The sequence below is a fragment of the Streptococcus oralis subsp. oralis genome (assembly GCF_002096445.1).
GTDB classification, from domain to species: domain Bacteria; phylum Bacillota; class Bacilli; order Lactobacillales; family Streptococcaceae; genus Streptococcus; species Streptococcus oralis_N.
This window is the reverse complement of the sequence record NZ_NCUK01000013.1, coordinates 474456-500674: the sequence shown is the minus strand read 5'-3', so window position 1 is coordinate 500674 and position 26219 is coordinate 474456. Positions and strand designations below refer to the sequence as shown.

Below are 26219 nucleotides of genomic sequence, written 5' to 3'. Positions count from 1 at the left end.
CCACCCTTCTCCTTTCTATTCGTCGCCTCACAGAGCGACATTAAATAAGATACAAAGGACGAATAGAAAGCGATTGAATTTTAGGAAACCAAGGAAGGATTGACAATCCAAGTTGGTTTCTCTGAATTCCGAGCTTTCCGTCCGTGTTCAGTTACATAAATTCTCCGACGATTTTACACTCGTCATTAATTTGTTTGTTTGAAGGCTTCCATCATCTCGATGAACTCGTCAAATAGATAACTTGCATCATGTGGACCAGGAGCTGCATCTGGGTGGAATTGCACAGAGAAACCTGGTTGATATCTGTGACGTACACCTTCAACTGACTTGTCATTGATTTCTTCGTGGGTAATTATCAAGTGATCTGGTAAATCCTCACGGCTAACGGCATAACCATGGTTTTGACTTGTAAAGTCCACACGCCCAGTTGCAATTTCACGAACTGCATGGTTAAAGCCACGGTGACCAAACTTCATCTTGTAAGTCTTTGCACCATTAGCCATTGCAAAGAGCTGGTGACCCATACAAATACCAAAGATTGGAATCTTCCCTAGAATACCACGAATCATATCAAGTGCTTCCGGTACATCTTCTGGATTTCCCGGACCATTTGATAACATAACTCCGTCAGGGTTCAAATGTAGAATCTCCTCAGCTGTAGTTGTGTACGGAACTACAGTCACGTTACAATCGCGTTTTGAAAGTTCTCGTAAAATAGAATGTTTAAGTCCAAAGTCTACTAAAACAACACTCAAACCAACTCCTGGAGCTGGATAAGAAGTCTTGGTAGAAACTTGTCTGATATTATCAGTTGGCAAAACAGTTGCTTGAAGTTGATCTGCAATATGATCCATGCTATCTCCAGCATGAGTCAAGGTTGCACGCATGGTTCCATGTTTACGGATAATTTTTGTAAGTGCACGGGTATCAATTCCTGAAATACCAGGAATTTTCTTAGCTTTCAGAAATTCATCCAGCGTCATTTGATTCCGCCAGTTACTTGCTCTACGTGCCTCTTCAAATACTACAACACCCTTACAAGTTGGGCTAATAGATTCGTAATCATCACGGTTAATCCCATAATTTCCTACCAGTGGATAAGTGAAGGTTAATATTTGTCCATTATAAGACTGGTCTGTAATGGATTCTTGATAACCTGTCATCCCTGTGTTAAAGACGATTTCCCCTGTTACATCAATATCTGCACCGAAGGCCTTACCTTCAAAAACTGTGCCATCTTCTAAAACTAGAAGTCTTTTTGTCATATTTTCACCTCTCGTGGACGCTCACTGGCGTCTTTTAACGTTTTGTGTCTTATTTGGCTTTTCTACTTGCCAATACGGATTCTAAGATTGCCATTCGAACAAAGACTCCATTGGTCATTTGTTGAACAATGCGTGATTTTGGAGCTTCAACCAAGTGGTCAGCGATTTCTACATCCCGATTTACTGGAGCAGGATGCATAATGATTGCTTCTTCTTTTAAGCGATTGTAGCGTTCTTGGTTCAAGCCATGTTGAGCATGATAGCCTTCTTTTGAAAAGACGGCTCCACTTTCGTGGCGTTCATGTTGAACTCGAAGCAACATCAAAACATCCACCTGGTCAACAATCTCATCAATGGTTACAAACTGTCCATAGTCCGCAAATTCTTGACTTCGCCATTCTTCAGGTCCTGCAAAGTAGAGCTCTGCACCTAAACGTTTCAAAATCTGCATATTGGATTTGGCAACTCGCGAATGGTCCAAGTCTCCAGCAATCGCGACCTTGAGTCCTTCAAAACGGCCAAATTCTTCGTAAATGGTCATCAAATCAAGCAAGCTCTGGCTAGGATGTTGCCCAGAACCGTCGCCACCATTGATAATTGATGTCGTGATTGTCGGACTCGCAATTAATTCTCTGTAGTAATCAACCTCAGGGTGACGAATCACACAGACATCCACTCCTAAGGCAGACAGAGTTAGGATGGTATCATAGAGTGTCTCACCCTTGTTTACCGAGCTTGTATTCACATCAAAGTCAAGTCGTTCCAGCCCCAGCTTAATCTCTGCCACTTCAAAGGACTTATGTGTTCGTGTAGAATCTTCAAAGAAGAGATTCGATACGATAGGTTTGTTCTCGTAGGGAAGTTGGGCTCCGTTTTTAAACTCGATACCTCGTTTGATCAATTTCATCACTTGATCAACTGTGAGGTCTTCCATGGACACCACATGGTTCAATACTTGTTGATTTTCTGACATGGCTACTCCTTCAGCTTTCTAAGCTTCTTCAGTAATCAGAACTCTGTCTTGGCCATCAAGTTCTGTCATCTCTACGATAATTTCTTCAGAACGGCTTGTTGGGATATTTTTCCCAACGTAATCTGGACGGATAGGCAATTCTCTATGTCCACGGTCAACTAGCACCGCAAGACTCACGCGCGCAGGACGACCATGGCCGACAATGTTATCAATAGCGGCGCGGATGGTACGGCCTGTATAGAGTACATCATCCACCAAGATAACTTCACGGTCAGTCACATCAACAGAAATCAAAGAAGTATCTTCTCCGCTTTTAACATCATCACGGAAAGGTTTGGTGTCCAATTCAACAACAGGAACAGTGATGTTTTCCAACTGCTCCAAACGTTCTTTGATACGATGAGCGATGAAAACACCACGCGTTTTTATCCCAGCTAAGATAATTTTATTCAAATCTTTATTGCGCTCAATAATCTCATAAGTAATTCGCGTAATCGCTCGTTTGACAGTCAATTCGTCTACAACTTCTTTTGTCTTCATGACAAACCTCCAAAAAGAAAAGTCTCCTTCTACAAGGAGACTTGAAATGTATAGCCAAGCGAGCCCTACTATAAACAGTATAGACTTCACCCTTCTACTTTATCGCGCTCCTTGCCTGCCTCACGGGACAGGTTTAAAGGACTATTTAGTTACCATTTACTATAGCACAAAGCACCCTTAAAATCAAGCAAAAACTTTTTCAGAGTCCCCTTAAACATTACTAAAATCATACAGTTGGGGATAGTGGTCACAATCTGGATTTTTGGGATGGCAGATAGCTCGTCCAAAGTAAATCATAGCCTGGTGAGCTGCTAACCATTCTTCTGGTGGCAAGACATCCATAACACGTTTTTCTACTTCAAGTGGCGTAGCTGATTTTTTAACGATATCGTGATGCTTACAGATACGCTCCACATGAGTATCCACTGCAAAGGCTGGGATCCCAAAGCCCACACTCAGTACGACATTAGCTGTTTTGCGTCCAACACCCGCTAGACTTTCTAATTCCTCTCGAGTCTGAGGGACTTGACCATCAAAATCGTCTAGTAACTGTTGGGCACATTTTTTAAGGAATTTGGCCTTATTTCGATACAGTCCCAGGCGAGAAATGTGTGAAGCAATTTCACTCTCTGTCGCGACAGACATGGCTTGCGGCGTTGGAAAAGCAGCAAAGAGACCTGGCGTCGCCTTATTTACCGCTGCATCTGTCGTCTGAGCTGACAACATCACTGCAACCAGTAGTTCAAAATGATTGCGAAAATCAAGACTAGGCTTAGCATCTGGAAAAAGGGCAATAATTTCCTCTATGACATGACGGGCACGTTTCTTGGATAAAACCATCTACTCGTCTCCATCAAACAGTCCTTGCAAGCCAGCAAATGGACTGTTTTCTTCTTTCTTGACTGTTTGTTGAGCTTGATATTCTTCCTCAGTCATGATTTGCCAGTCATTTCCTGACACAAAACCTTGGCCCGCCTCTTCTTCTGCCGTCAAGACCTTGATAGGGATATTGAGCAGAATATTATCTGCTACGCTCTCAGAAAGGTCGATTTCCCCATTTTCGATAGGCAAGACCAAATCATCATCTAGAACTTCCTGGTCTAGTTGGTTGGTCGCTCCTTCCATGAAAACTTCTGTGACTGGATAAGATTCAGCCAACTCAACTGGCTCCATACTGCGGCTGGAAGCAAGGACAATGGTATATGACAACTGATAGTCTAAGAAATACAGACGGTCTTCGTACTGCACCTTCCCCACTGCAAGGATATCTTTGACATCTAAAATTTCTTGATTCCGTTTACGCAAGTCTGCTGCCAGGTCTAAAGCTTGTTCAAAATGCAGGCCTTCAGGTTGCTTACGAATTTCTTGAATATTTAACTTCATATTTCCTCCATAAAGATGTACTCACTTGATTATACCATGAAAGGGCTATAAGTCAGCTTTCCAAACTTTGATATTAAAATCTCATTTTTTAACATATTTACTATGACATATTTTCTGATTAGTGCTATACTATAGGCAAGAATAGATCAGAGCAAGGAGGATGCTCACATGGAAGACAAAGCACTCATCACTGAAGCTTACCAACTCCTTTCCGAGTTAAATAAAAGCTACCAAAGCTGCAAACAAGGAACAGCCGATGATCTTCGACTGCAAGAGCTGCTGAACACCACTCTTAAGGAACTAAAAAAAGCAGAAAAGCTGGACAACAGTATCTTAATCGACCTTGAGAAATTTTACCAACGCACCAGTCTTCTGATTGGACTAGGGAGCCTAAAACTAAACGATCAAGCTCGTGCTGCTTGGCGCAACTATGACAAGTTCCACTACGAACACGTCAAACACGTGCTAACTCTCTATGGGCCTGTTTTCGGATTATAGAGCTTGAAATTACTTGTTTTCTGTTGACAAAATTTCCTGAAAGGTATAGGATAGAGGTACTAATACTCGGAGGTAAGGGAGACATGAACAACTAAGTCTATCAAATAAAGAATCTTTATTTAGTAGATCTTGTTTTTGTCTCTTTTTGTGTGCTCTTTTCATACTAGATTTTCTAGTATCTTGTCCCCATTGAAAATCAAAAAACTAGAAAATTATGCTCCTCTTGGGTTGGGTTAGACAACTCCAAGCTAGTTTGACGAGTTTTTCAACGAGGATAACAGAGTTTTGACAGTGACTTTGGGCTCTACTAGATAAAGTAGAGCTTTTTGTTATGAACTATCGACATTCTAGAAAGGGCAACAATATGATAAAAATCAATCATCTGACCATCACACAAAACAAAGATTTACGAGACCTTGTATCTGACTTAAGCATGACTATCCAAGACGGGGAAAAGGTTGCTATTATTGGTGAAGAAGGAAATGGTAAATCGACTTTACTACGAGCTTTAATGGGGGAAGCATTGCCTGATTTTACTATCAAGGGCGACATTCAGTCTGACCTTCAATCACTGGCCTACATTCCTCAAAAACTAGCTGAGGACCTGAAAAAGAAAACTCTACACGACTACTTCTTTTTGGATTCTGCTGATTTAGACTACAGTATTCTTTATCGTTTGGCGGAGGAGTTGCACTTTGATAGCGACCGTTTTGCTAGCGACCAAGAAATTGGCAGTCTATCAGGGGGCGAAGCTTTGAAAGTTCAACTCATCCATGAGTTGGCAAAGCCTTTTGAGATTCTATTTTTAGATGAACCTTCAAATGACTTAGACCTTGAAACGATTGATTGGCTAAAAAGTCAAATTCAAAAGATTCGGCAAACTGTTATTTTCATTTCCCATGATGAAGACTTTCTTTCTCAAACGGCTGATACTATTGTTCACTTGCGACTGGTCAAGCATCGGAAAGAAGCGGAAACGCTAGTCGAGCATTTAGACTATGATCGCTATAGTGAGCAGAGAAAGGCTAATTTTGCCAGACAAAGTCAGCAAGCTGCTAACGACCAGAGAGCCTATGACAAAACCATGGAAAAACATCGCCGCGTCAAGCAAAATGTAGAAACTGCACTTCGAGCAACCAAAGACAGTACTGCCGGTCGCCTATTGGCTAAAAAGATGAAAACTGTTCTCTCTCAAGAAAAACGCTTTGAAAAGGAAGCTCAGTCCATGACCCAAATGCCACTTGAAGAGGAACAAATCCAACTTTTCTTCTCAGATATCCAACCATTACCGGCTTCTAAAGTCTTAATCCAACTGGAAAAAGAAAATTTATCCATTGGCAAGCGCATTTTAGCTCAGGAGTTACAACTAACTGTTCGTGGCCAAGATAAAATCGGTATCATCGGGCCAAATGGTGCTGGAAAATCAACTCTGTTAGCCAAGTTGCAGCAACTACTTAGCGCCAAAAGAGAAATTTCGCTTGGTTTTATGCCACAAGATTACCATAAAAAACTGCAATTGGATTTATCTCCAGTAGCCTATCTCAGCCAAACTGGACAAAAAGAGGAACTACAGAAAATCCAATCTCACCTAGCCAGTCTCAATTTCAGCTATCCAGAGATGCACCATCAAATCCGCTCCCTATCTGGTGGGCAACAAGGTAAACTCCTACTTTTGGATTTAGTGTTGCGCAAACCAAACTTTCTCCTTCTGGATGAGCCTACACGTAATTTTTCTCCCACTTCTCAACCCGAAATCAGAAAACTATTTGCCTCCTATCTAGGCGGTCTGATCACTGTTTCGCATGACAGACGCTTCTTAAAAGAGGTCTGTACGAGTATCTATCGTTTGACAGAAAATGGTTTGGAAGTCGTCGATTTACAAGATTTATAAATGTTGAACATAGCAAAAATCCAGAGACGACCTCTGGATTTTTTACATGTGTTTCAAGCGTTCGATTCGTTCTGTGATAGGTGGGTGGGTATAAAAGAGTTTTTGAAGTCCACCACCTTTCTTAGGATCATTGATATAAAGAGCGCTGCTGGCATCGTCAACATGGTGATGCATCGGCTCGCTATTGTCCAACTTACGCAAGGCATTGATCATCCCTTGAGGATTGCGAGTCAGCTCCACACTAGATGCATCCGCCAGAAATTCCCTCTGACGGGAAATGGCAAGTTGCACCAAGGTTGCTGCGAGAGGTGCTAGAACAATGGCTAAGAGAGAGATAACAAGCATGATAATCTCCAAACCATTTCCATCACGATCATTATCACTCCGTCTACGACCTGCGCCACCCCACCACATCATCCGTCCTGCCATACTAGACAGAAGGGTAATGGCACTGGCAAGGGCGACAGCAATGGTCGAAATGCGGATATCGTAGTTTCGAATATGACTGACTTCATGCCCCATAACAGCTTCTAGCTCCTCACGATTCATGATAGCCAGAAGACCCGACGTTGCTGCTACTGCGGCATTCTGCGGGTTTGAACCTGTTGCAAAGGCATTTAAAGAAGAATCCTCAATGATGAAAACACGTGGCATGGGAATCTGAGCGACCATGGCCATATCTTCTACTACATGGTAGAGGTCTGGGGCTGTTTGCTCATCAACCTCACGCGCCCCATTCATAGACATGACAATCTCTGTCGATTGAAAGATCATGGTCAGAGCGTAGATAAGACCAATAATCAAGGCAATAATCATGCCACCAAGACCTGAACGCATAAAGAGATAGCCAACCGCATAACCAACAAGAGCTAAAAGTAGGAAAAATACCAGCAACAAAATCCAGGTTTTTCGTTTATTGCTCGCAATTTGATCAAACAACATCTTAGTCACCTAATCCGCTAAAGTCAACTTTAGGAACAGCCTTTTCCTCTTCAGGTGTTTGAAGGAAGTCTGCAGCTTTAAATCCAAATAGTCCTGCGATGATGTTGCTTGGGAAACTTTCAAGTTTTACATTGTAGTTGCTGACAACACTGTTGTAGAGTTGGCGTGAGTATGAAATTTTATTTTCTGTATTGGTCAACTCTTCTTGCAATTTGATAAAGTTAGCACTAGCTTTCAAGTCTGGGTAATTCTCTGCTACTGCAAAGATACCAGAAATCTGACGGGTAAGGGCATCACTGGCCTTCATAGCTTCTGCCGGTGAAGTTGCTGCGGCTACTTGTCTACGAAGTTCTGTTACTTTTTCCAAGGTAGAACCTTCATATTTCGCATAGCCTTTGACTGTTTCAATCAAGTTTGGGAGGAGATCATTACGACGCTTCAACTGAACATCTATCTGGCTCCAAGCCTCCTTGGTCTGCATACGATTTTTAACCAAACCGTTATAGCTAACAATCACAAAAATAACAATCAGAGCCAAAACTCCAAGAATAATCCAAGTCATAATCTTATTCCTTTCTACTTTTAGATTACTACCAGTATATCAAAATTTTATTGAATATGGTAAAATAAGATGATACTAGAGAAGGAAAAGACTATGAAACCAGAAACATTTTACAGCTTGCTCGCTGAGCAAAATATTCCACTTTCGGACCAGCAAAAGAACCAATTTGAACGGTATTTTGAACTCTTGGTGGAGTGGAATGAAAAGATTAACCTGACCGCTATTACGGATAAAGAAGAAGTCTACCTTAAGCACTTTTATGATTCGATTGCACCTATTCTGCAAGGTTTGATTTCAAATGAAACTATCAAACTTCTTGATATCGGAGCGGGGGCAGGATTTCCTAGTCTACCCATGAAAATCCTCTATCCTCAGTTAGATGTGACCATCATTGATTCGCTCAATAAGCGCATCAACTTCCTTCAGCTTTTGGCTCAGGAGTTGGATTTGGATGGTGTTCACTTCTATCATGGACGGGCAGAAGACTTTGCCCAAGACAAGAATTTCCGTGCTCAATATGATTTTGTAACAGCTCGTGCGGTTGCTCGCATGCAGGTTTTGTCTGAGCTGACCATTCCCTATCTTAAAGTCGGCGGAAAACTATTGGCACTCAAGGCCAGCAATGCTCCTGAGGAATTGCTAGAAGCCCAGAATGCCCTTAACCTCCTCTTTAGTAAGGTAGAGGACAATCTCAGCTACGCCCTGCCAAATGGAGATCCGCGCTACATCACTGTGGTCGAAAAGAAAAAGGAAACACCTAACAAGTACCCAAGAAAGGCTGGCATGCCAAACAAACGCCCACTTTAAACAATAGTGCACCCTTGTTTAAAATTCAGAAAACCATTTACAAAATCAGCCTCGCTCTTAAATTTCTAGGCTCGGGAAAAAATGATTTACAAAATCATACCTCGCTCTCCCATTTCCGGGCTCGGGAAAAAATGATTTACAAAATCAACTTCGCTCTCACATTTCTAGGCTCGGGAAAAAATGATTTACAAAATCATTTTTTTCTGCTATACTATCACAAGCAAAGGTTTTTAATGTCATCCTGTGAGGTGACGAAGGCGCAGATTTATATAAATTTTTAAAAGATAGCTATTTTTTAAAAAGTCTTACTCTGAGGGCCTATTGCTGCAAAATAATGGGCTCTTTTTTGGTGCCCAAAAGTGAGGTTTTTATGAAACAGGAATCAACTGTTGACTTGTTACTAGACGTTGATCAACGTCCTTCTGCTGGTAAAGGTATTCTTCTAAGCTTCCAGCACGTATTTGCCATGTTTGGCGCAACCATTCTCGTTCCCTTAATTTTGGGAATGCCCGTATCGGTTGCTCTCTTTGCATCCGGTATTGGAACACTTATCTACATGATTTCTACTGGCTTTAAGGTTCCAGTTTACCTAGGTTCTTCATTCGCCTTTATCACGGCTATGTCTTTAGCCATGAAAGAAATGGGGGGCGATGTATCTGCTGCTCAAACGGGGGTAATCTTGACTGGTTTGGTCTATGTCCTTGTAGCAGCAAGTGTTCGTTTTGCAGGTACAAAATGGATTGACAAACTCTTGCCACCAATCATTATCGGACCTATGATTATCGTTATCGGTCTTGGTCTTGCTGGTTCTGCTGTAACGAATGCTGGACTTGTAGCAGACGGAAACTGGAAAAACGCTCTTGTAGCTGTCGTGACGTTCTTGATTGCTGCTTTTATCAATACAAAAGGAAAAGGTTTCCTTCGTATCATTCCTTTCCTCTTTGCCATCATCGGTGGGTATATCTTCGCTATGATGCTTGGTTTGGTTGACTTTACCCCAGTCCTTCAAGCCAACTGGTTTGAAATTCCTGGTTTCTACTTGCCATTTAGTACAGGTGGTGCCTTTAAAGAGTACAACTTGTACTTCGGTCCTGAAACAATCGCCATCTTGCCAATCGCTATCGTAACAATTTCAGAACACATCGGAGACCACACAGTTTTGAGCCAAATCTGTGGCCGTCAATTCCTGAAAGAACCAGGACTTCACCGTACGCTTCTTGGTGATGGTATCGCGACATCTGTATCAGCCTTCCTAGGTGGACCAGCTAATACGACTTACGGAGAAAATACAGGAGTTATCGGGATGACTCGTATCGCTTCTGTCTCTGTTATCCGTAACGCAGCCTTCATCGCGATTGCTCTTAGCTTCCTAGGTAAATTCACTGCCTTGATTTCAACCATTCCAAATGCTGTGCTTGGTGGCATGTCCATCCTTCTATACGGAGTTATCGCCAGCAATGGTTTGAAAGTTTTGATTAAGGAACGCGTTGACTTCAGCCAAATGCGTAACCTTATCATTGCAAGTGCTATGCTGGTACTTGGACTTGGTGGAGCAATCCTTAAACTCGGTCCAGTAACCCTTTCAGGTACTGCTCTATCAGCCATGACAGGAATCATCTTGAACTTGATTTTGCCACACGAAAATAAAGACTAATCATCTATACACAAAAAATCCACTCGATTGAGTGGATTTTTTAATTACTTACTCTTTATTTCCAACAGTAAATCTTTCAATGAAATAATGGTCACGGCTAGTAAAATCATAGCCATACCGATAAAATCAATCGCATAAAACTGTTCCTTCATAATCAGAAAGGCAAAGAAAACGGCAGAAATTGGCTCTATGGAAGCCAATAAACTGGACTTAACTGGTCCTATTAGACTGGCTCCTTTTAGGAAAGCTGTATAGGCAAAAACCGTTCCGATGACGATAATCCCAGCAAATGCAAAGAGAAAATCTAAGCTAGTCGGTATGCTGGCCTGTAAAACTCCTGTGAAAGGAATAGCCACTACACCAGAAATAACCATCCCAACACCAATCACCAAAATACTGCCCCACTTCTTAATCAAAGTAATAGGAAGGATGATATAGAGGGCATAGGTCAAGGCCGAAAAGAGGCCCCAGAACAGGCCTTGGGGTGTGACAGACAACTGGTCAACTTTACCGTGCGTCGCAATCAGAAAGGTGCCTCCTATAGCCAATCCAATCGAAAAAATCTCAGCCAGAGTAGGCGCCACCTTGTCCTTCATACAAGTATAAACTAAAATCCCAACGGGGCATACATACTGGAGAACTGTCGCCGTTCCAGCATTGGTTTCCTGAATGGCAGAAAGATAGGCAAACTGGTTTAAGAAAAGTCCGAACACTGCAAATAGCAACAGAGATAGCAGACTTTTTCTATCTTTTAAAAAAGCATAGAGTTTATCCTTTGCAGTCACGTAGGATAAGAACACCAGTGCCAAGCCTGCAATGATAAGTCGCAAATTGGTCAAGACTAAAGCAGAAATCCCGTGTGCCATCAGGTATTGGCCACTGATTCCAGACAAGCCCCAAGCAATCCCTGCCACTACTGTATACAGAGTTCCTTTTATGGTTTTTGACATACTTCTTCCTACTCCTCTTGACGAATCATTTCCATCACTTGGTTTCGATCGACTATCCACTGGGCACGCTCATCCTTCTCATACGTTCGATTGGATAAAAAGATAGCCGCCTCCTGCTTCTCTCGATTCCACATGATAAAGGTACCAGTATAGCCCGTATGGTCGAGCCAAGCCTCTTCCAGATTCCAGGCTAGAGACCGCTCTTTATCATCTAAGGGAGAAAAATTTCGGCTCAATTCTGCAGCAAAATCATCTTTCAAGTAATGTTCCAGAAAGATCTGCAAATCCTTAACAGTTGAAAACAAACCAGCACTTCCAGCGTGTTTCCCTAATAGACGAGCTTTGGGATCATGAATGATTCCGGCCTCCACCCCTCTCACTGTTGGGACAGCTTGCTCAACGGGGCCAAACTTGGTTCCCGTCATTCCCCATGGTTCCAAAACTTGTTCTTCTATAATCTGATCCAAGTCTTGGTTAAAGATTTTTTCCAAAAGAAAGCCCAAGAGTAAAAAGTGAACGTCCGAGTATAGGAAGGCTGGCTGATTTCGTCTGTTGAGGTGAAACATGGCTTCTCTTAATTCCTCTGCACTTAACTTGTCTCGATTGGGAATAAAGGGGTCCAAGTCTGTGGCATGGGTCAGAAGCTGCCGTATAGTGATATCAGGATAATCACACTCTGGTAAAAAATCCGTTACCGGTCGATCAATATCGAATGTGCCCTGCTGCCACAAGAAGGTAAAAACCGTCCCCACTCCCACGACCTTACTCACACTGGCTAGATCATAAACCAAACCACTTTCTGTCTTCAAGTCTCGTTCTGGATCACTCAATCCTAGATAAGACTCTTTCCATTCACCATCCTTATAATATGCAAAAGAGGCCCCGGGATAAATCCCTGCCTCGATTTGATTTTCTATTTTTCTTAGAATTTTTTCCCACTTCATGCTTCTTCAAACCACAATTCAATGTTATTGGTATCTTTACCAAGGAAGAATTTTTCAGACTTTGGAATAAAATAGTCTGTGCCTTCAAATTTCTGACGAAGACTAGTCAACTCTAGATCCTTTACCAAAAATTTCAGCATAGACAAGTCCCAGGTAACATTGTTTTCAACAGCCAAATCTGGTCCTTGCCCTTTAGTAAAGGTAATTGCTGGCGCTACTCCTTCAGGATCAAGTAAACTCTCTGTCCCTTCAGGGAAACGCAACTCCATAGAAACCTCAAATTGACTCACGTATTTTATACTTGTATTTGAATAAAATTCAGGAACAGTTTCCAGTGGAACCAGATCTCTTACATCATTTTCCGCATGAACAAGGATCACATCCTCTTCAGGAGAAACAATCTCAAAAGCATACCCACGGTTACCTTTAAATAAGCGAGGAAGAGACTTCATTTGAGAAAGAAGGGCCTCGATTTCAGAAGGATTTTCAACCTTTATCAAGAGTCTAGCTAGCTTCTTAAGCCCTTCAACTCTGCGTGTTCGCATGCTTGGAGCCTCTTCTAAAATCAATCTCTCCGTAGCTGTCTGGTCGCCTAATGAAAGAAAGGCAGACTCTTCAAGCAAAGGTTTCATCCCCAGGGTTTCAATGTAAAATCTTTCATTTAATTTTCGATTATTAACTTTCAAAGTCGGAACGATCCGAACAATCTCATTCACATTCATAAATTCCTCCAACTCTTTTATTTTAAAGGATTTTCGAATATTTTACAAGCCATATCTATTTTATTTAGAAATTTTATAACAAAAAAACTGGGGTATCCCAGTTTCATTTCTTATAGGTAAAGTAGTTTGAATAGTGCTACTGCCGCAATACCCGCTGCAATTGGAGCTACAACTGGAACCCATGCATACCACCATTTTGAATCACCCTTGTGTTGACCAAGAACTGATTTTGGAAGGAGTTCGTGAAGAAGACGTGGTCCAAAGTCACGAGCTGGGTTCAAACCAGGACCAGTAGGTCCACCGAGTGAAGTTACCAAGGCCATTACTAGGAAACCAAGTGCCAAGTGCGCAACTGAGATCCCAGCAGCTGTATGTGGAGCTACTTGAGCTTTCACTGCCAATTCACTTAAATCAACAGTTTGTCCAGCTTGAGTAGCCATTTGTTTCATGTATTGAAGAACCTCAGCTCCAAAGAAGTTTTTAGTCAAACCAAGTGCTGCAAAGAAAAGAACAAATGAACCTACAAACTCATTGAGGAAGCCGTTAACAGTAGCTGCAAAACGTGATTCTTTTGTACCGTGGTCGATGCTTGAAATCGTTGAGAAGGTACCCAAGATATTGTTTGGGTTTTCTGTTTTCAAGTAGTAAGGACGGTGAGTCGCTACAACCAAAGCTTGACCGAAGATTGCTCCCAAAACTTGTGCTAGGATGTAAAATGGTACTTGCTCCCAAGAGAAAAGACCACTAACAGCAAGTCCAAGAGTGAAAGCTGGGTTGATGTGGTTTCCTGATACATTACCAAACATCAAGGCTGGGATCATAACCCCCATACCATAACCAACTGCGATAACGAGCCAGCCACTTTGGTGACCTTTCGTACCTTTAAGTTCAACGTTAGCAACTGCACCATTACCAAGAATGATCAAAATAGCAGTTCCCAAGAATTCTGTGGCATATTTAATAGCCCATGTAAAATCCATTTGATAGATTCTCCTTAAATTTTTTTAGACAATCCTTATTCTATCAATTTTTAGGCCTTTTAGCAATATCTTTTCTAAAAGAATCTATGGAAAACGCTTTATTTAACTTATCTTTAAGAAAAGGACAAAAGGAGCCAAACTCCTTTTGTCCTAATCGTTATTCTTGACGCTGACCAAAATCTGCAATCATCTGCTCCATCTCTTTGCGACTTGGAGTGGTTAGCATATAAAGGTAATCCCCTTGTAGTTCTGCAAAGGCTGCTGGCATGATTTTTTTGACCTTGAATTGTTGGCTATACTTGGCAAGCAAGTCTTCTTCTGAATAAAGATAGTTGACATTGGCACGACGTGAAGTTGCCAAGCAATACTGGGGCTCAAACTCTGAACTTGGAAACTCTTCTCCTGCGACAATAGCTGCGTAGCCTCTATAAAGGTCCAAGGAATGAGCAAAGTTATAAACATCTATGGTAAAACCACCTGCAGGACGGTTATTGTACTCAATGGCAATGTAGTCATCCCCGTCGCGGAAGAACTCGATATGGAAAAAGCGTTCTCTCATTCCAAATTTCTTGACAATGGCCTCGCCATACTTGCGCAGTTTGGGATCCATATCCTTAAGCACATAGTAGGAATTATCCATCTTATAAATCATCAGATCAAGTGGTGTATGGGCATAATCGAAAGTCGTTGAAAAGATGATGTTGCCATCCTTGTCCACAAGCCCGTCAAAGGTACAGATTTCACTAGAAGTGACAAATTTCTCAAAAAAATAAACGGTAGAATGGTCCCATTCAGCCTTGAAGTGATTTACATCGTCTTCTGTCTCAAGCTTAAAGGTTGCTGCTGCTCCCACTCCATTATCAGGTTTGGCAATCATCGGTAGACCGATTTCGTTCACTGCTTTATCCACATCTGCTTCCGTCTGGATAACAGCTCCAGGTACCACAGGGACACCTGCTTTTTTGAAAAGTTTCTTCATCTCAGACTTATATTTCGTCTTTTTGAGATCCTCCGGTTTGGCACCAAAGACATTGAATTGTTCTCTTAGTATTGCGTCCAGCTCAAGCCAGTATTCATTGTGGGACTCGATGCGGTCGATAGAACCATGCTTATAGAAAAGAAAGGCTACAGCACGTTTGACTTCGTCTATGTTCTCAAGATTGTCTACACGGAAATACTCAGTTAGGCTATTGCGCAAAGGCTCATCTAGTTGTTCGTAAGGCTCCTGACCAATTCCCAAAACGGTGATGCCTTTATTAGCTAGCTCGATTGTAAACTGTTGGAAATTTTGCGGATAGTAGGGAGAAATAACAAGGTAATTCATAGGCAACTCCTTTTATAGATACAAGTGTCCAAGAAAATAAGGCATTTGTTTACGCCACCATCCCCAGTCGTGGGCGACATCGTGTCCCCATTCAGCAAACCAGGCTGGAATTTGTTTCTGGTCAAAGGCTTCTTTGAGCTTGTAGAAAGATGGTAGACCATCTTGTTCCCAGGCACCGAGACCCGTGCAAACGACGATTTCTGCCTGACGGTAACGATCGATAAACCAGCCGTCATTTTGATTCCAAATATAATCTACAGGTGAGTTTTGGTAAATAGCATCGTCATTGTAGTAATCTCCAACGAAGAAACGCGCGTCGTAAACACCACTGAGAGCAATCACCTTGGTAAAGACATCTGGATGCTGGAGGAAGAAATTGAGTGCATGATAGGCCCCCATCGAGCAACCAGTCGTCATCATGCCATCAAACCAACCTGTCTTGTGCTTGATAAAAGGAATGGCCTCCTCAATCACATAGCGTTCGTAAGCTCGATGCATCTCCGCTTGGTCATGACTATTTTTCCAAGTAGCCAGCCAGCTCTCACTGTCAACACTGGATAGGGTAAAGAACTGAACACGGCCTTCCTCGATAAAGGAAGCACAGGCATCTATCATGCCAAAATCATAGTATTCATTGTGACTGCCACCAGATGAAGCAAAAACAACAACTGGAATCCCAGCATGTCCATAACGGTTCAGGTACATTTCTCGGTTGAGGTGGCCACTCCAGTGGCTAAGGTTTTCAATATGCATTAGCTTTCTCCTTTCCTAACTTACCATTTCTCTGCAAAAAATCGAAGACAGTCTGGTAAATTTTCCGACCAAGGTATTTCACTATGGATGGCACCAGACTGAACTTTCAAGACAAGATTATCCAAGTGTACTCCACCTGCAATCAAATCACGGTAATAACGAAGTGACGAGTCGATATAGGCTTGCTTGATATTGCCAGCCATCAAGGTCTTGTCCGTATCGTCTGCTTCTTCTGTTCCTACATAGATGAAAATGCGCTGTTCAGGCGTCAATTTCTTGCGCTCGATATAGCGGTTAAAGGCTTCTTGGTGGAGCCAGTTGGCAGATGAGAAGACACCTAGACAACCAATTCGATCTTGGTACTCTAGTCCGATAAACTGGGTAATATTGCCTCCTAATGACGAACCAATCATAGCCGTGTGCTGGCGATCAGCTTTGGTTCGGTAGGTTTCATCGATAAAAGGCTTGACCACCTCCATGACAAACTCGGCATACTCCACACCCTTACCGCCAAACTGCTGGCCTGGGATAGGAGATTCTTGAAACTTCCAAGCCGCATACTCATTCATCCGCCCCATGCCGTCATTATCTATGGCAACGACAATCATGCGACTGATGTCAGGATTTCGTTTAATAGCCGGAATGATCTTCCAAGAGTGCCCGATATAAGACTCCTTGCTGTAAAAGACATTTTGCCCGTCATGAAAGTAAACTACAGGGTAAAAACGGTCCGTGTCTTTCTCGTAGTCCTTAGGCAAAAGAACACGCACACGACGCTCTTTTCCTGTATAAGGAACTTTGAGTTTGTGTTCTTTCATTTTTAAGTAAAAGTAGGAATGATTCATTGTCAGAAAACTCTCTATATTCAAAATTTTATCTTATTATACCATAAAAATAGAAAAAAAGTCAGTAAATGTCCATTTTAAGGATAAATAACTAACTTTTTTCATTTATTTTTCTGAATTCTTCTGGATTTTCTGATTAGAGGAGATTGTCAATCAAGTTATCAACTTCATCTTTTTCAGCTTGAGGTGTAATCTCAGTAATCATTATTCCTGCCACTGCTCGCTCAACCAAGCCTTCGACATCCATGCGTGCTTCATACTGCTCTGCATTCTTAATCTTAGGATTGGTCTTAGGACGATCAGGCGCAAAAATAGTACAGCAGTCTTCAAAGGGTTGGATAGAAATGTCAAAGGTATCGATTTTCTGGGCGATGTCAATGATTTCCAACTTGTCCATCGTAACCACAGGGCGGATGATGGGAGTATTAGTCACAGCGTTGATAGCCTGCATACTTTCAAGGGTTTGGCTAGCCACCTGACCTAGACTTTCCCCATTGATGATAATTAAACCATTTCGTACCTCACGGATACGGTCGGTAATGCGCATCATAAAACGACGAGTCAGAGTCATGAGATAGGCTTCTGGCGCCTTAGCCTTGATTTCCTCTTGAATCTCTGTGAAAGGTACTTCGATAAACTGGATATTGCCACCGAACTTGGTCAATTTACGAGTCAAATCTTGGGCTTTTTTAAGGGCACCTGGACTTGTGTAAGGTGGGCTGGCAAAGTGAACGGCCTCAATATCTACTCCACGTTTAAGGGCTAGATAGCCTGCAACAGGTGAGTCAATCCCTCCTGACAACATGAGCATGCCCTTACCAGAAGTACCCACAGGCAAGCCACCCGCTCCACGAATGGTTTCATAGGAAAGATAAGCTGCTTCCTCACGAATCTCCACCTGAAGATTGATATCAGGATTTTTCATTTGAGCTTGGACATTGGGAATAGCTTCGAATACTGCTCCACCAAGTGTTTGGTTGAGTTCACGACTGTCGAGTTCAAAGTTGTGATCGCTACGCTTACTAGTGATTTTAAAGGTCATCCCTTCCTTATAGATTTCCTTCATAATCTCTTGGACAGCTGATTTAAGGACTTCTACAGACTTTTCAACTTTATAAACGGGAGAAAAGTTTTGGATCCCAAAGACTTGTTTGAGAGATTCTGCTACTGCTGTATAATCAGCTCCATTCAGGTAAGCGTGGGCACGGTCGCGGTCTGCGGTTACCTTAACTTGAGGATAGATGGACAAAACGTCCGAAATATTATTACGAAGTTTATTGATGAAACGCATACGATTTTTGTGTTTGGTTGACAATTCTCCATAGCGAATCATAATTTCTGAATATTGCATAAATGCTCCTATCTTACTTTTCTAGTTTGATTGTAAATTAATTTTAGCTTGGTCAAAAACTGCTCAACCTGACTCATATCATTTTCAAGGTCTAGGCTAAGACGCACAGCTGACTGGGCCTTATCCTTGTCCACTCCCATGGCAATCAAGGTCCCCGCAGGTTTTCCAGCCTTGGACGAACAAGCAGAGGTTGTGGAAATGAAAATATCATAGTCTTCAAATGCATGAACGATGACTTCTCCACGAACCCCCTTAATCCCAAAAGTCAGGATATGAGGGGCAAAGTCTTCCTCATCCGAAAAGACAAAAATATCTGGATAATCCAGAAGGGCTTGACGAATGACTGCCTTCATCTGCCCTGTCTTGCTAGCAAAGATAGCTAATTTTTCCATAGACAAACGGAGGGCCTTGGCTGTTGCTGCAATCCCTGCTACATTCTCAGTTGTCGAACGATAGTCTCCCTCTTGACCACCACCTGTTAAAAGAGGCGTAATCTTCTTACCAGACTTGATATAGACAAGGCCAACACCTCTGACACCATGAAACTTATGGCTCGAAAAGGTTGCAAAATCCACCCGATCCGTCAGGTATTTTTCAGTCGGAATCTTAGCAAGTGCCTGAACTGCATCAACGTGGAAGGAAATAGTCGGCTTATCTGCCAACAGTTCTGAGATAGCCTCAATAGGCTGGATAGATCCGATTTCATTGTTAACTGCCATGACCGAAATTAACGTTGTATCCGATCGAATCAAACTTGCTAGAGCCTTGACATTCACAAATCCCCTGCTATCCACTGGGGCAATATCCACCTCAAAACCTTGACTTTTCAGCCATAGAGCTGACTCCTTGACTGCTGGATGCTCAATAGCTGATACGATGATGTGCTTGCCAAACTGGGCTTTTTCAAAGGCCACACCCTTGATGACCCAGTTATCTCCTTCTGTTCCACCAGAGGTAAAGTAGATTTCATCACTCTTCTTCCCAATCAAATCTGCAATTTGCTGCCGGGAAGCATCTAAAATTCGTGTTGCCTGGTCTCCCAAACGATGGAGACTGGATGGATTTCCTACAATTTTTGAAGCGACCTGAGTATAAGTTTCTAGTGCTTCAGGATAAGGCTTGGTTGTCGCCGAATTATCAAAGTAGATCATGTTTTCTCACGCTTTCTAAAATCACTCCTTCTATTGTATCACGAAAATAGACCTGCGACAAGAAAGGGAGGTTTCTCTTTTTTTAAGATTTTTTTAAAGAAATGAGGTATAATAAATCATAATTAAAGGAGAGTATCATGTCTAACTATCGTAGAACTTCAAAACCAAAAACAGAACACATCAAAAAGGGATTTACTGTCTTTCAAAAAACGATTGCTACCATCGGTAGTATCCTTGGCCTAATCACCGCTACTATTACCATCATGAACGCTTTGGATAATAACAAAAACAACAAAAAAGAACCGACGACAACCCAAACAACTGTTGTCAAGGAAATTCAAAAGGAATCTCCTCAAGAAAATACTACACCTAACAAGGACAACACTCCTACTAAAGAAAATACTCCGCAAGAAGAAACTTCTCAATCCAATAAAAAAGAGGAGAAAAAAGAAGAACAGAAAACAACAACTCAGGATCCTTCTACACCTTCCTCAACAAAAGAAACAAGCGATAATGGAACACAGTCAAATACGACGAGTTCTGAAACTAAAACGAACCAGTAATCACCAAAATAGCTTCTTTCCAAATTTGGAAAGAAGCTATTTTTTATTGTTGCAATACTTTTCGTGGTTTGGTTCCCTCAGCTGGACCGATGACACCTGCCATTTCGAGTTCTTCCATAAGGCGGGTCGCACGATTAAATCCAACTGACAAACGACGCTGAATCATTGAAGCGCTAGCTTTCTGGGTTTCGATAACCAAAGCCTTAGCTTCTTCAAAAAGCGGATCGCCACCAGCTTCACCATCAGAAAAATCTCCTTCATTTTCAGGAACATCTCCTGGGTCAAAGCTGTCATCGTAGTCCGCATCTGCCTGAGCCTTGATGAAGTTTACGATACGTTCAACATCATCATCCGAGATAAAGGAGCCTTGCAGACGGACTGGATGATTTTCATCAATTGGTTTAAAGAGCATATCTCCTCGACCAAGCAGTTTTTCTGCTCCATTCTCATCCAAGATGGTTCGCGAATCTGTACCTGATGAAACTGCAAAAGCCACACGAGATGGGACATTGGCCTTGATAAGACCAGAGATGACATCAACTGATGGGCGTTGCGTTGCGAGAATCATGTGAATCCCTGCGGCACGCGCCTTCTGTCCGAGACGAATAATGGCATCTTCCACTTCCTTGCTAGCCACCATCATGAGGTCTGCCAACTCATCCACAATGACAACAATCAAAGGCAGAGGTACTTGTTTGTACTCAGATTGGCTATTATATTCCTCGGCCTTAGCATTGTAACCAGCGATATTTCGCACACCAACCTTAGCAAAGAGTTCATAACGGTTTTCCATCTCATCCACAACCTTTTGCAGAGCCTTGCTGGCCTTGCGTGGATTTGTCACAACTGGAATCAAGAGGTGAGGAATGTCATTGTAAACAGATAACTCAACCATCTTTGGATCCACCATCATAAACTTGACCTGGTCGGGTCTTGCTTTCATAAGAATGCTAGCGATAATACCATTAACTGCGACTGACTTCCCTGATCCCGTCGAACCTGCAACGAGTAGGTGGGGCATCTTGGAAAGGTCAAAGGTGCGAGCAGTTCCATTGACAGCCTTACCTAGAGGAATTTCGAGGAGATTTTCTGGTTTAGTCTGAGACTGTTCCCAGAGTTCACGGAAGGAAACAGTCGCAATCTCAGAGTTAGGAACCTCAATTCCGACTAAGGATTTACCAGGGATTGGAGCCTCTATCCGAACATCCTTAGCTGCTAGAGCTAGCGCTAAGTCGTCTGCCAGATTGGAAATGCGGTTAACCCGTACACCGACTGCAGGCTTGACTTCATACTTGGTAACTGATGGCCCAATTTCAGCCCGTTCCACCGTCACCTTGATACCAAAGCTAGCAAAGGTTTCTTCTAGGATTTTGATATTTTCTCGAACAATCTTCTTTTCCTTGGACTGATCTTTGGGTTTATCTGGCGCAAAGAGTTGCAAGCTTGGTAACTTGTATTCAAGGGCTTCCTTGGCAGAAAAATCAACCTGTACCTCTTCATCCTCAAAATCCTCTTCCACATCAGGAACGTCAAAATCTGTTTGAGGGAGGATAATCTCCGGTTCAATCCATTCTTCCTCAGGAATTGGTGGGAAATCGTAGTCTGGTACTTCAGATAAGATTTCTCCCGTTTCAGGATCTACAGGAGGAAGCGGCAGCGCATCCTGTTCTTCTTGTTCTCTCTGAATTCTGGCTGCTTCTTCAGCTTCTTGACGAGCCTTCTCTTCTTCTCTCTTGATGAAGCGTTCCTGTTTTCTCTGTTCCTGTTTTTCCATGAAGGATCTGAACTGAGCTCCAATAAAGGCTGCAACATCGTAAATAGACCAGGGACTAACCAAGAGTGCCCCAACTAGAATCAAAAGAACTCCAATAAAGTACGATCCGATATTTGAGAAAAGAAAGGATATGGGGATATAGAGTCCAACACCAAGCAAGCCTCCACCAGCGAAGCTAGTCACTCGCATACCAGTCAGGTCCGTCATAACTTGAGACAGGGTCCCTTTTAGGACTGACTGCTCCAAGCCAAATTTCCATACCAAGTAGGCCTCAAAAATCAAGAGTAAGCCAGCAAAGATACAGAGAAATCCTGACAGAAGTCCCTCTTGCTTGCGGATCCATTTAAATAGAAAAAGATAAATGAGGAGGCCGCCTATAGCCACATAGGCCAAACTTCCGACCACCAGTCGAATGAGATTGTAAAGTGTGACACCTGCTGCACCGAGTTTGAGGGCTGCAATAATCAACAATAAGGCAATCCCTAAGGAAATCAACATCCTCTGGATAGCCTGTTTTCTTTCATGTTCTGCTTTAGACGGTCTCCGTCTTGTTTTCGTAGTATTCTTGTTTGCCATTCTTTTATTATACCATATTTCACAGCCATTTCGAATAGAGAAAAAGATTGCACCAAATGGTAACAATCTTTCTATTCTAATCCTTTTTATGCTTGTGGTTTGCGTAGGTAACCATAAACCACACCACTTACAATTGCGCCAACCAAAACAAAGGCAAGGTAGAGAAGGGCATTTGAAGTAAGGGCGATGACGAAGATTCCTCCGTGTGGTGCCATGAGTTTGATTCCTGCAAGACCAACGAGTCCACCTGCTACTGCTGAACCAAGGATAAAGCTTGGAATCGCACGAGCTGGGTCTGCTGCACCAAAAGGAATTGCTCCCTCAGTGATAAATGACAAGCCCATGATGATGTTTGTTAAACCAGAGTTGCGTTCTTCTTTAGTAAATTTATCTTTGAAAAGAAGGGTTGCGACAAAGATGGCAAGTGGTGGAACCATTCCTCCAGCCATAACTGCCGCCATAGCTACAGAACCACCTGAAGAAACAGTCGCTGCAAGCGTACCTGTACCAAAGACATAAGCTGCTTTGTTAACCGGTCCACCCATGTCGACAGCCATCATTCCACCAAGAACGATACCGAGAAGGACAGCTGAACCTCCTCCAAGACCGCCTAGGAAGGCATTCATTTCGGTGTTGATTCTTGCCATTGGGATGTTGACAGCTAGCATGACAAATCCAGTCAAGATTGTTCCAAGAAGTGGCAAGAGAAGGATTGATTTAGCACCTTCAAGTGAACGAGGAACTTTGACATATTTCTTGATAGCAAGAACCAAGGCACCTGCGATAAATCCACCAACAAGGGCACCTAGGAAACCAGATGAGACACCTGCAAGAGTTGAAGTTGCTTCACCACCTGCGGCATAAGGAATTTTACCAAAGGCAAAACCTTCTTTGGCAATTGCACCAGCCACAAAACCAGCTACTAAACCTGGTTTTTCAGCGATAGAGTAGGCAACATATCCTGCAAAGACTGGAAGCATCAAGCCAAAGGCTGCGCCACCGATTTTCATGAACATTGAAGCGAGTTCATGGTAGGATCCGAGATTGCCAAGACTATCCTGTGGCACACCAAAAGCACCGTCGATCAAGAAAGCAAGGGCAATCATGATACCACCACCGATAACGAATGGTAACATTTGAGATACACCACTCATCAAGTGTTTGTAGAAAGCACCACCGATACTTTGTTTTTCATTAGATGCTGTTGCAGCTTTTGCTCCATTAGCAGCACGGTAGACCTCAGCATCCCCAGAAAGAGCCAAGTTGATCAGCTCTTCCGTCTTACGGATACCGTCTGCAACTGGACGGTTAACCAAAGGTTTACCATCAAAACGATCCATTTCTACGGCCTTGTCTGCAGCGATGATAACGGCTTTAGCCTTACGTATGTCCTCTGCAGTTAGTTGGTTACCAACACCGCTAGCTCCGTTTGTTTCAACCTTGATACCAACACCCATTTCAGCAGCCACTTTTTGAAGGGCTTCTTGGGCCATGTATGTGTGGGCAATACCTGTCGTACAAGCCGTAACAGCAACGATAAAGTCACCAGATTCATTGGCAGGTGCTTGGACAGGCTCCTGAGCTTTTTCTGAAGCTTGGTCAAAAAGTTCAATAACTTGATCTGCAGATGTTACTTGACGAAGTTTGTCAGCGAAACCGTCTTTCATCAAGTATTGAGACAATTCTGCCAAGGCTGCTAAGTGAGTATCATTGGCACCTTCTGGAGCAGCAATCATGAAGAAGAGGTCTGTTGGTTGCCCATCCAAGCTTTCGTAGTCAACACCCTTGTTTGACTTAGCAAAGAGAACCGTTGCTTCTTTGACAGCAGAATTTTTACTGTGAGGCATAGCGATTCCATCACCCAAACCAGTGGAAGTGAGAGCTTCACGCGCTAAAATTCCTTCTTTAAAGGTTTCAAAATCCGTCACGTAACCGTGATCTACCAAGCTATGAATCATCTCTTCGATGACAGCTGTTTTTTCAGTTGCCTGTAAATCCAGCAACATGACATCTTTTCTCAATAGGTCTTGAATTTTCATCGTTTTTCTACCTCAACTTTTTCATATGTTTCTTTAATATATTCCGCTGTTGCCAAGTCATCCGAGAAGGTAGTTGCTGTTCCACAAGCTACTCCCCATTTGAAGGCTTCTACTGCGTCTTTAGATTTTACAAATTCACCTGTAAACCCAGCGACCATAGAGTCACCAGCCCCGACTGAATTTTTCACAGTTCCCTTGATAGGTTTGGCGAAGTATGCTCCCTCGGATGTGACAAGAAGGGCACCGTCCCCAGCCATGGAGATAATAACGTTTTGAGCTCCTTTGGACAGTAACTGACGAGCATAGTTCTCGATTTCATCTAAACTTTCGAGTTTCACTCCAAAGATAGCTCCAAGCTCGTGATTGTTTGGTTTAACCAAAAGTGGCTGGTAGTCTAAACTATCAATCAAGGTCTGTCCTTCAAAGTCACAAACAACTTGCGCACCAGTCTGGCGTGTCAAGGCAATCAAATCCTTATAGATAACATTGCCTAGGTTCTTAGCACTCGAACCCGCAAACACAACCGTATCTTCTGCTGTCAAACTAGATAAGATAACTTTCAATTCTTCCAGCTGAGCTGATTCCACATTTGGACCTGTTCCATTGATTTCTGTTTCTTGGTCTGCTTTAATCTTGACATTGATACGAGTATCTTCTGCTACTTGGACAAAACGAGTTTCGATTTCCTCTTCCGCCAAAGTATCTGTGATAAATTTACCAGTAAAACCTCCGATAAATCCAGTCGCTGTATTTGGAATACCCAAGCGTTTCAAAACTCGACTGACATTGATTCCTTTCCCACCAGCAAACTTATCATCACTGTCCATACGATTGACACTGCCGACTTGAACTTGGTCCAAGCGCACGATATAGTCAATGGATGGATTGAGTGTGACTGTATAAATCATACTTCTATTACCTCCGTTTTCTTCTTAATAGCCTGCAAGAGCTCATGCCCTTGACTTGTGATGACAATAGCGCGTTTGAGAGGTGCTACCTTGGCAAAGCAAGTTTGACCAATCTTTGACGAATCAACCAAGACATAGGTTTGTTTGGCATTCTCTAAAATAGCACGCTTAACGGCTCCCTCCTCCATATCTGGAGTCGTATAATAACCATCGTCGATACCATTCATCCCGATAAAGGCACGGTCAAAGTGCAATTGATTGATTTGGTTAAGAGCAACGCCCCCGATACATGCATCTGTTGCCATCTTGACACTCCCTCCAACCATGACAGTTGGAATCTGTTTTTCAACCAACTGAACCGCATGGTGAATGGAGTTGGTCACAACTGTAATATTCTTATTAACCAATTCCTTGATTAAAAAAGCAGTTGTCGTTCCAGCATCGATAAAGATAACATCTTGTTCCTTGATAAGAGAGGCTGCTTTCTGAGCCAGTAGCTTCTTCTCTTGAAGGTTTTTGACAGATTTTTCTTGGATGGTTTCTTCTTCCTGCAAGGAGTGGGGCAATTCTGCTCCACCATGCACACGGCGAAGTTTGTTTTCCGCCTCCAACTCGTCCAAATCTCTTCGTACTGTCGATTCTGATGTTTCTAATAGACTAACCAATTTTTCTAGGGAAACTACATGATGTTGATTTAACTCCTCTAAAATCAGTTGCTTCCGCTCAGTTTTTAACACCAAATCACCTCCTGTTATCGTTTACACTATTCATTCTAGCACATTCTCTACTAAAGTCAAGCATTTTTTATCATTTTCTTTCAAATT

General features: G+C 42.5%; 25 protein-coding genes. 5 read left to right on the top strand and 20 right to left on the bottom strand.

The window, feature by feature from the left end; all coding sequences use genetic code 11:
* Positions 1–185 precede the first annotated feature (185 nt).
* The 5 genes from B7721_RS05765 to B7721_RS05745 form a co-directional block, all read right to left on the bottom strand.
* On the bottom strand, positions 186–1265 hold the full coding sequence (locus B7721_RS05765; protein WP_084877997.1) for a carbamoyl phosphate synthase small subunit: 1080 nt from the start codon (positions 1263–1265) through the stop codon (positions 186–188).
* Positions 1266–1314: 49 nt separating this feature from the next.
* Positions 1315–2238 carry an aspartate carbamoyltransferase catalytic subunit gene (locus B7721_RS05760; RefSeq protein ID WP_084877995.1) on the bottom strand — a complete coding sequence of 308 codons (924 nt, stop codon included), beginning with the start codon at positions 2236–2238 and terminating at the stop codon, positions 1315–1317.
* Positions 2239–2256: 18 nt separating this feature from the next.
* The gene (gene pyrR / locus B7721_RS05755; protein ID WP_000850018.1) at positions 2257–2778 is read right to left on the bottom strand and encodes a bifunctional pyr operon transcriptional regulator/uracil phosphoribosyltransferase PyrR; all 522 of its coding nucleotides are present in this window, start codon (positions 2776–2778) and stop codon (positions 2257–2259) included.
* A 210-nt stretch (positions 2779–2988) separates the two neighbouring features.
* Positions 2989–3618 carry an endonuclease III gene (gene nth / locus B7721_RS05750; protein ID WP_084877993.1) on the bottom strand — a complete coding sequence of 210 codons (630 nt, stop codon included), beginning with the start codon at positions 3616–3618 and terminating at the stop codon, positions 2989–2991.
* Positions 3619–4161 carry a YceD family protein gene (locus B7721_RS05745; RefSeq protein ID WP_084877991.1) on the bottom strand — a complete coding sequence of 181 codons (543 nt, stop codon included), beginning with the start codon at positions 4159–4161 and terminating at the stop codon, positions 3619–3621.
* Positions 4162–4329: 168 nt separating this feature from the next.
* Between B7721_RS05745 and B7721_RS05740 the strand changes: the two genes are divergently transcribed.
* Both B7721_RS05740 and B7721_RS05735 read left to right on the top strand, forming a co-directional pair.
* Complete coding sequence (locus tag B7721_RS05740) at positions 4330–4659, top strand: hypothetical protein (RefSeq protein WP_049490794.1); 330 nt, start codon at positions 4330–4332, stop codon at positions 4657–4659.
* 331 nt (positions 4660–4990) lie between these two features.
* A complete protein-coding gene (locus B7721_RS05735) occupies positions 4991–6550 on the top strand; it encodes an ATP-binding cassette domain-containing protein (protein WP_084877989.1) in 1560 nt (519 codons plus the stop codon).
* Positions 6551–6592: 42 nt separating this feature from the next.
* On the opposite strand, the gene htpX is transcribed toward B7721_RS05735, so the two are convergent.
* Together htpX and B7721_RS05725 are read right to left on the bottom strand one after the other, a co-directional pair.
* Entirely contained in the window at positions 6593–7492 is a 900-nt protein-coding gene (gene htpX / locus B7721_RS05730; RefSeq protein ID WP_084877987.1) for a zinc metalloprotease HtpX, read from the bottom strand.
* Between the two features lies 1 nt (position 7493).
* Positions 7494–8054 carry a LemA family protein gene (locus tag B7721_RS05725; protein ID WP_000219838.1) on the bottom strand — a complete coding sequence of 187 codons (561 nt, stop codon included), beginning with the start codon at positions 8052–8054 and terminating at the stop codon, positions 7494–7496.
* 93 nt (positions 8055–8147) lie between these two features.
* Here B7721_RS05725 and rsmG point away from each other — a divergent pair, with 93 nt between their 5' ends.
* Both rsmG and B7721_RS05715 read left to right on the top strand, forming a co-directional pair.
* Positions 8148–8861, top strand: a complete 714-nt coding sequence (gene rsmG / locus B7721_RS05720; protein WP_084877985.1) for a 16S rRNA (guanine(527)-N(7))-methyltransferase RsmG — start codon at positions 8148–8150, stop codon at positions 8859–8861.
* 370 nt (positions 8862–9231) lie between these two features.
* Positions 9232–10515 (top strand): uracil-xanthine permease family protein, encoded by a 1284-nt coding sequence (locus B7721_RS05715; protein WP_000808282.1) that lies wholly within the window; start codon positions 9232–9234, stop codon positions 10513–10515.
* Between the two features lie 44 nt (positions 10516–10559).
* Here B7721_RS05715 and B7721_RS05710 read toward each other — a convergent pair whose 3' ends face one another.
* From B7721_RS05710 to B7721_RS05670, 9 genes are all read right to left on the bottom strand, one after another.
* Positions 10560–11465, bottom strand: coding sequence for a DMT family transporter (locus B7721_RS05710; protein WP_084877984.1), 906 nt, complete (start codon positions 11463–11465; stop codon positions 10560–10562).
* A gap of 8 nt (positions 11466–11473) precedes the next feature.
* Positions 11474–12409 carry a serine hydrolase domain-containing protein gene (locus tag B7721_RS05705; protein WP_084877982.1) on the bottom strand — a complete coding sequence of 312 codons (936 nt, stop codon included), beginning with the start codon at positions 12407–12409 and terminating at the stop codon, positions 11474–11476.
* On the bottom strand, positions 12406–13131 hold the full coding sequence (locus B7721_RS05700) for a CppA N-terminal domain-containing protein (RefSeq protein ID WP_084877980.1): 726 nt from the start codon (positions 13129–13131) through the stop codon (positions 12406–12408). The genes B7721_RS05705 and B7721_RS05700 overlap by 4 nt, the downstream gene beginning before the upstream one ends.
* Before the next feature lie 110 nt (positions 13132–13241).
* Positions 13242–14111: an aquaglyceroporin Gla gene (gene gla / locus B7721_RS05695; protein ID WP_084877979.1), complete on the bottom strand. Its 870-nt coding sequence runs from the start codon at positions 14109–14111 to the stop codon at positions 13242–13244.
* 157 nt (positions 14112–14268) lie between these two features.
* A complete protein-coding gene (locus B7721_RS05690) occupies positions 14269–15435 on the bottom strand; it encodes an ATP-grasp domain-containing protein (protein ID WP_084877977.1) in 1167 nt (388 codons plus the stop codon).
* A 12-nt stretch (positions 15436–15447) separates the two neighbouring features.
* On the bottom strand, positions 15448–16188 hold the full coding sequence (locus B7721_RS05685) for an esterase family protein (protein WP_084877976.1): 741 nt from the start codon (positions 16186–16188) through the stop codon (positions 15448–15450).
* Between the two features lie 20 nt (positions 16189–16208).
* On the bottom strand, positions 16209–17033 hold the full coding sequence (locus tag B7721_RS05680) for an alpha/beta hydrolase (protein WP_084877974.1): 825 nt from the start codon (positions 17031–17033) through the stop codon (positions 16209–16211).
* A gap of 136 nt (positions 17034–17169) precedes the next feature.
* The gene (gene thiI, locus B7721_RS05675) at positions 17170–18384 is read right to left on the bottom strand and encodes a tRNA uracil 4-sulfurtransferase ThiI (protein ID WP_084877972.1); all 1215 of its coding nucleotides are present in this window, start codon (positions 18382–18384) and stop codon (positions 17170–17172) included.
* 8 nt (positions 18385–18392) lie between these two features.
* A complete protein-coding gene (locus B7721_RS05670) occupies positions 18393–19535 on the bottom strand; it encodes a cysteine desulfurase family protein (protein WP_084877970.1) in 1143 nt (380 codons plus the stop codon).
* 137 nt (positions 19536–19672) lie between these two features.
* Between B7721_RS05670 and B7721_RS05665 the strand changes: the two genes are divergently transcribed.
* Entirely contained in the window at positions 19673–20098 is a 426-nt protein-coding gene (locus tag B7721_RS05665) for a DUF6556 family protein (RefSeq protein ID WP_084877969.1), read from the top strand.
* Between the two features lie 43 nt (positions 20099–20141).
* On the opposite strand, the gene B7721_RS05660 is transcribed toward B7721_RS05665, so the two are convergent.
* The 4 genes from B7721_RS05660 to B7721_RS05645 form a co-directional block, all read right to left on the bottom strand.
* A complete protein-coding gene (locus B7721_RS05660) occupies positions 20142–22448 on the bottom strand; it encodes a DNA translocase FtsK (protein ID WP_084877967.1) in 2307 nt (768 codons plus the stop codon).
* A gap of 86 nt (positions 22449–22534) precedes the next feature.
* Positions 22535–24487, bottom strand: coding sequence for a PTS fructose transporter subunit IIABC (locus B7721_RS05655; RefSeq protein ID WP_084877965.1), 1953 nt, complete (start codon positions 24485–24487; stop codon positions 22535–22537).
* Positions 24484–25395 (bottom strand): 1-phosphofructokinase, encoded by a 912-nt coding sequence (gene pfkB / locus B7721_RS05650; protein WP_084877963.1) that lies wholly within the window; start codon positions 25393–25395, stop codon positions 24484–24486. Before pfkB ends, B7721_RS05655 begins: the two co-directional genes overlap by 4 nt.
* Complete coding sequence (locus tag B7721_RS05645) at positions 25392–26132, bottom strand: DeoR/GlpR family DNA-binding transcription regulator (protein ID WP_084877962.1); 741 nt, start codon at positions 26130–26132, stop codon at positions 25392–25394. Before B7721_RS05645 ends, pfkB begins: the two co-directional genes overlap by 4 nt.
* Positions 26133–26219 lie beyond the last annotated feature (87 nt).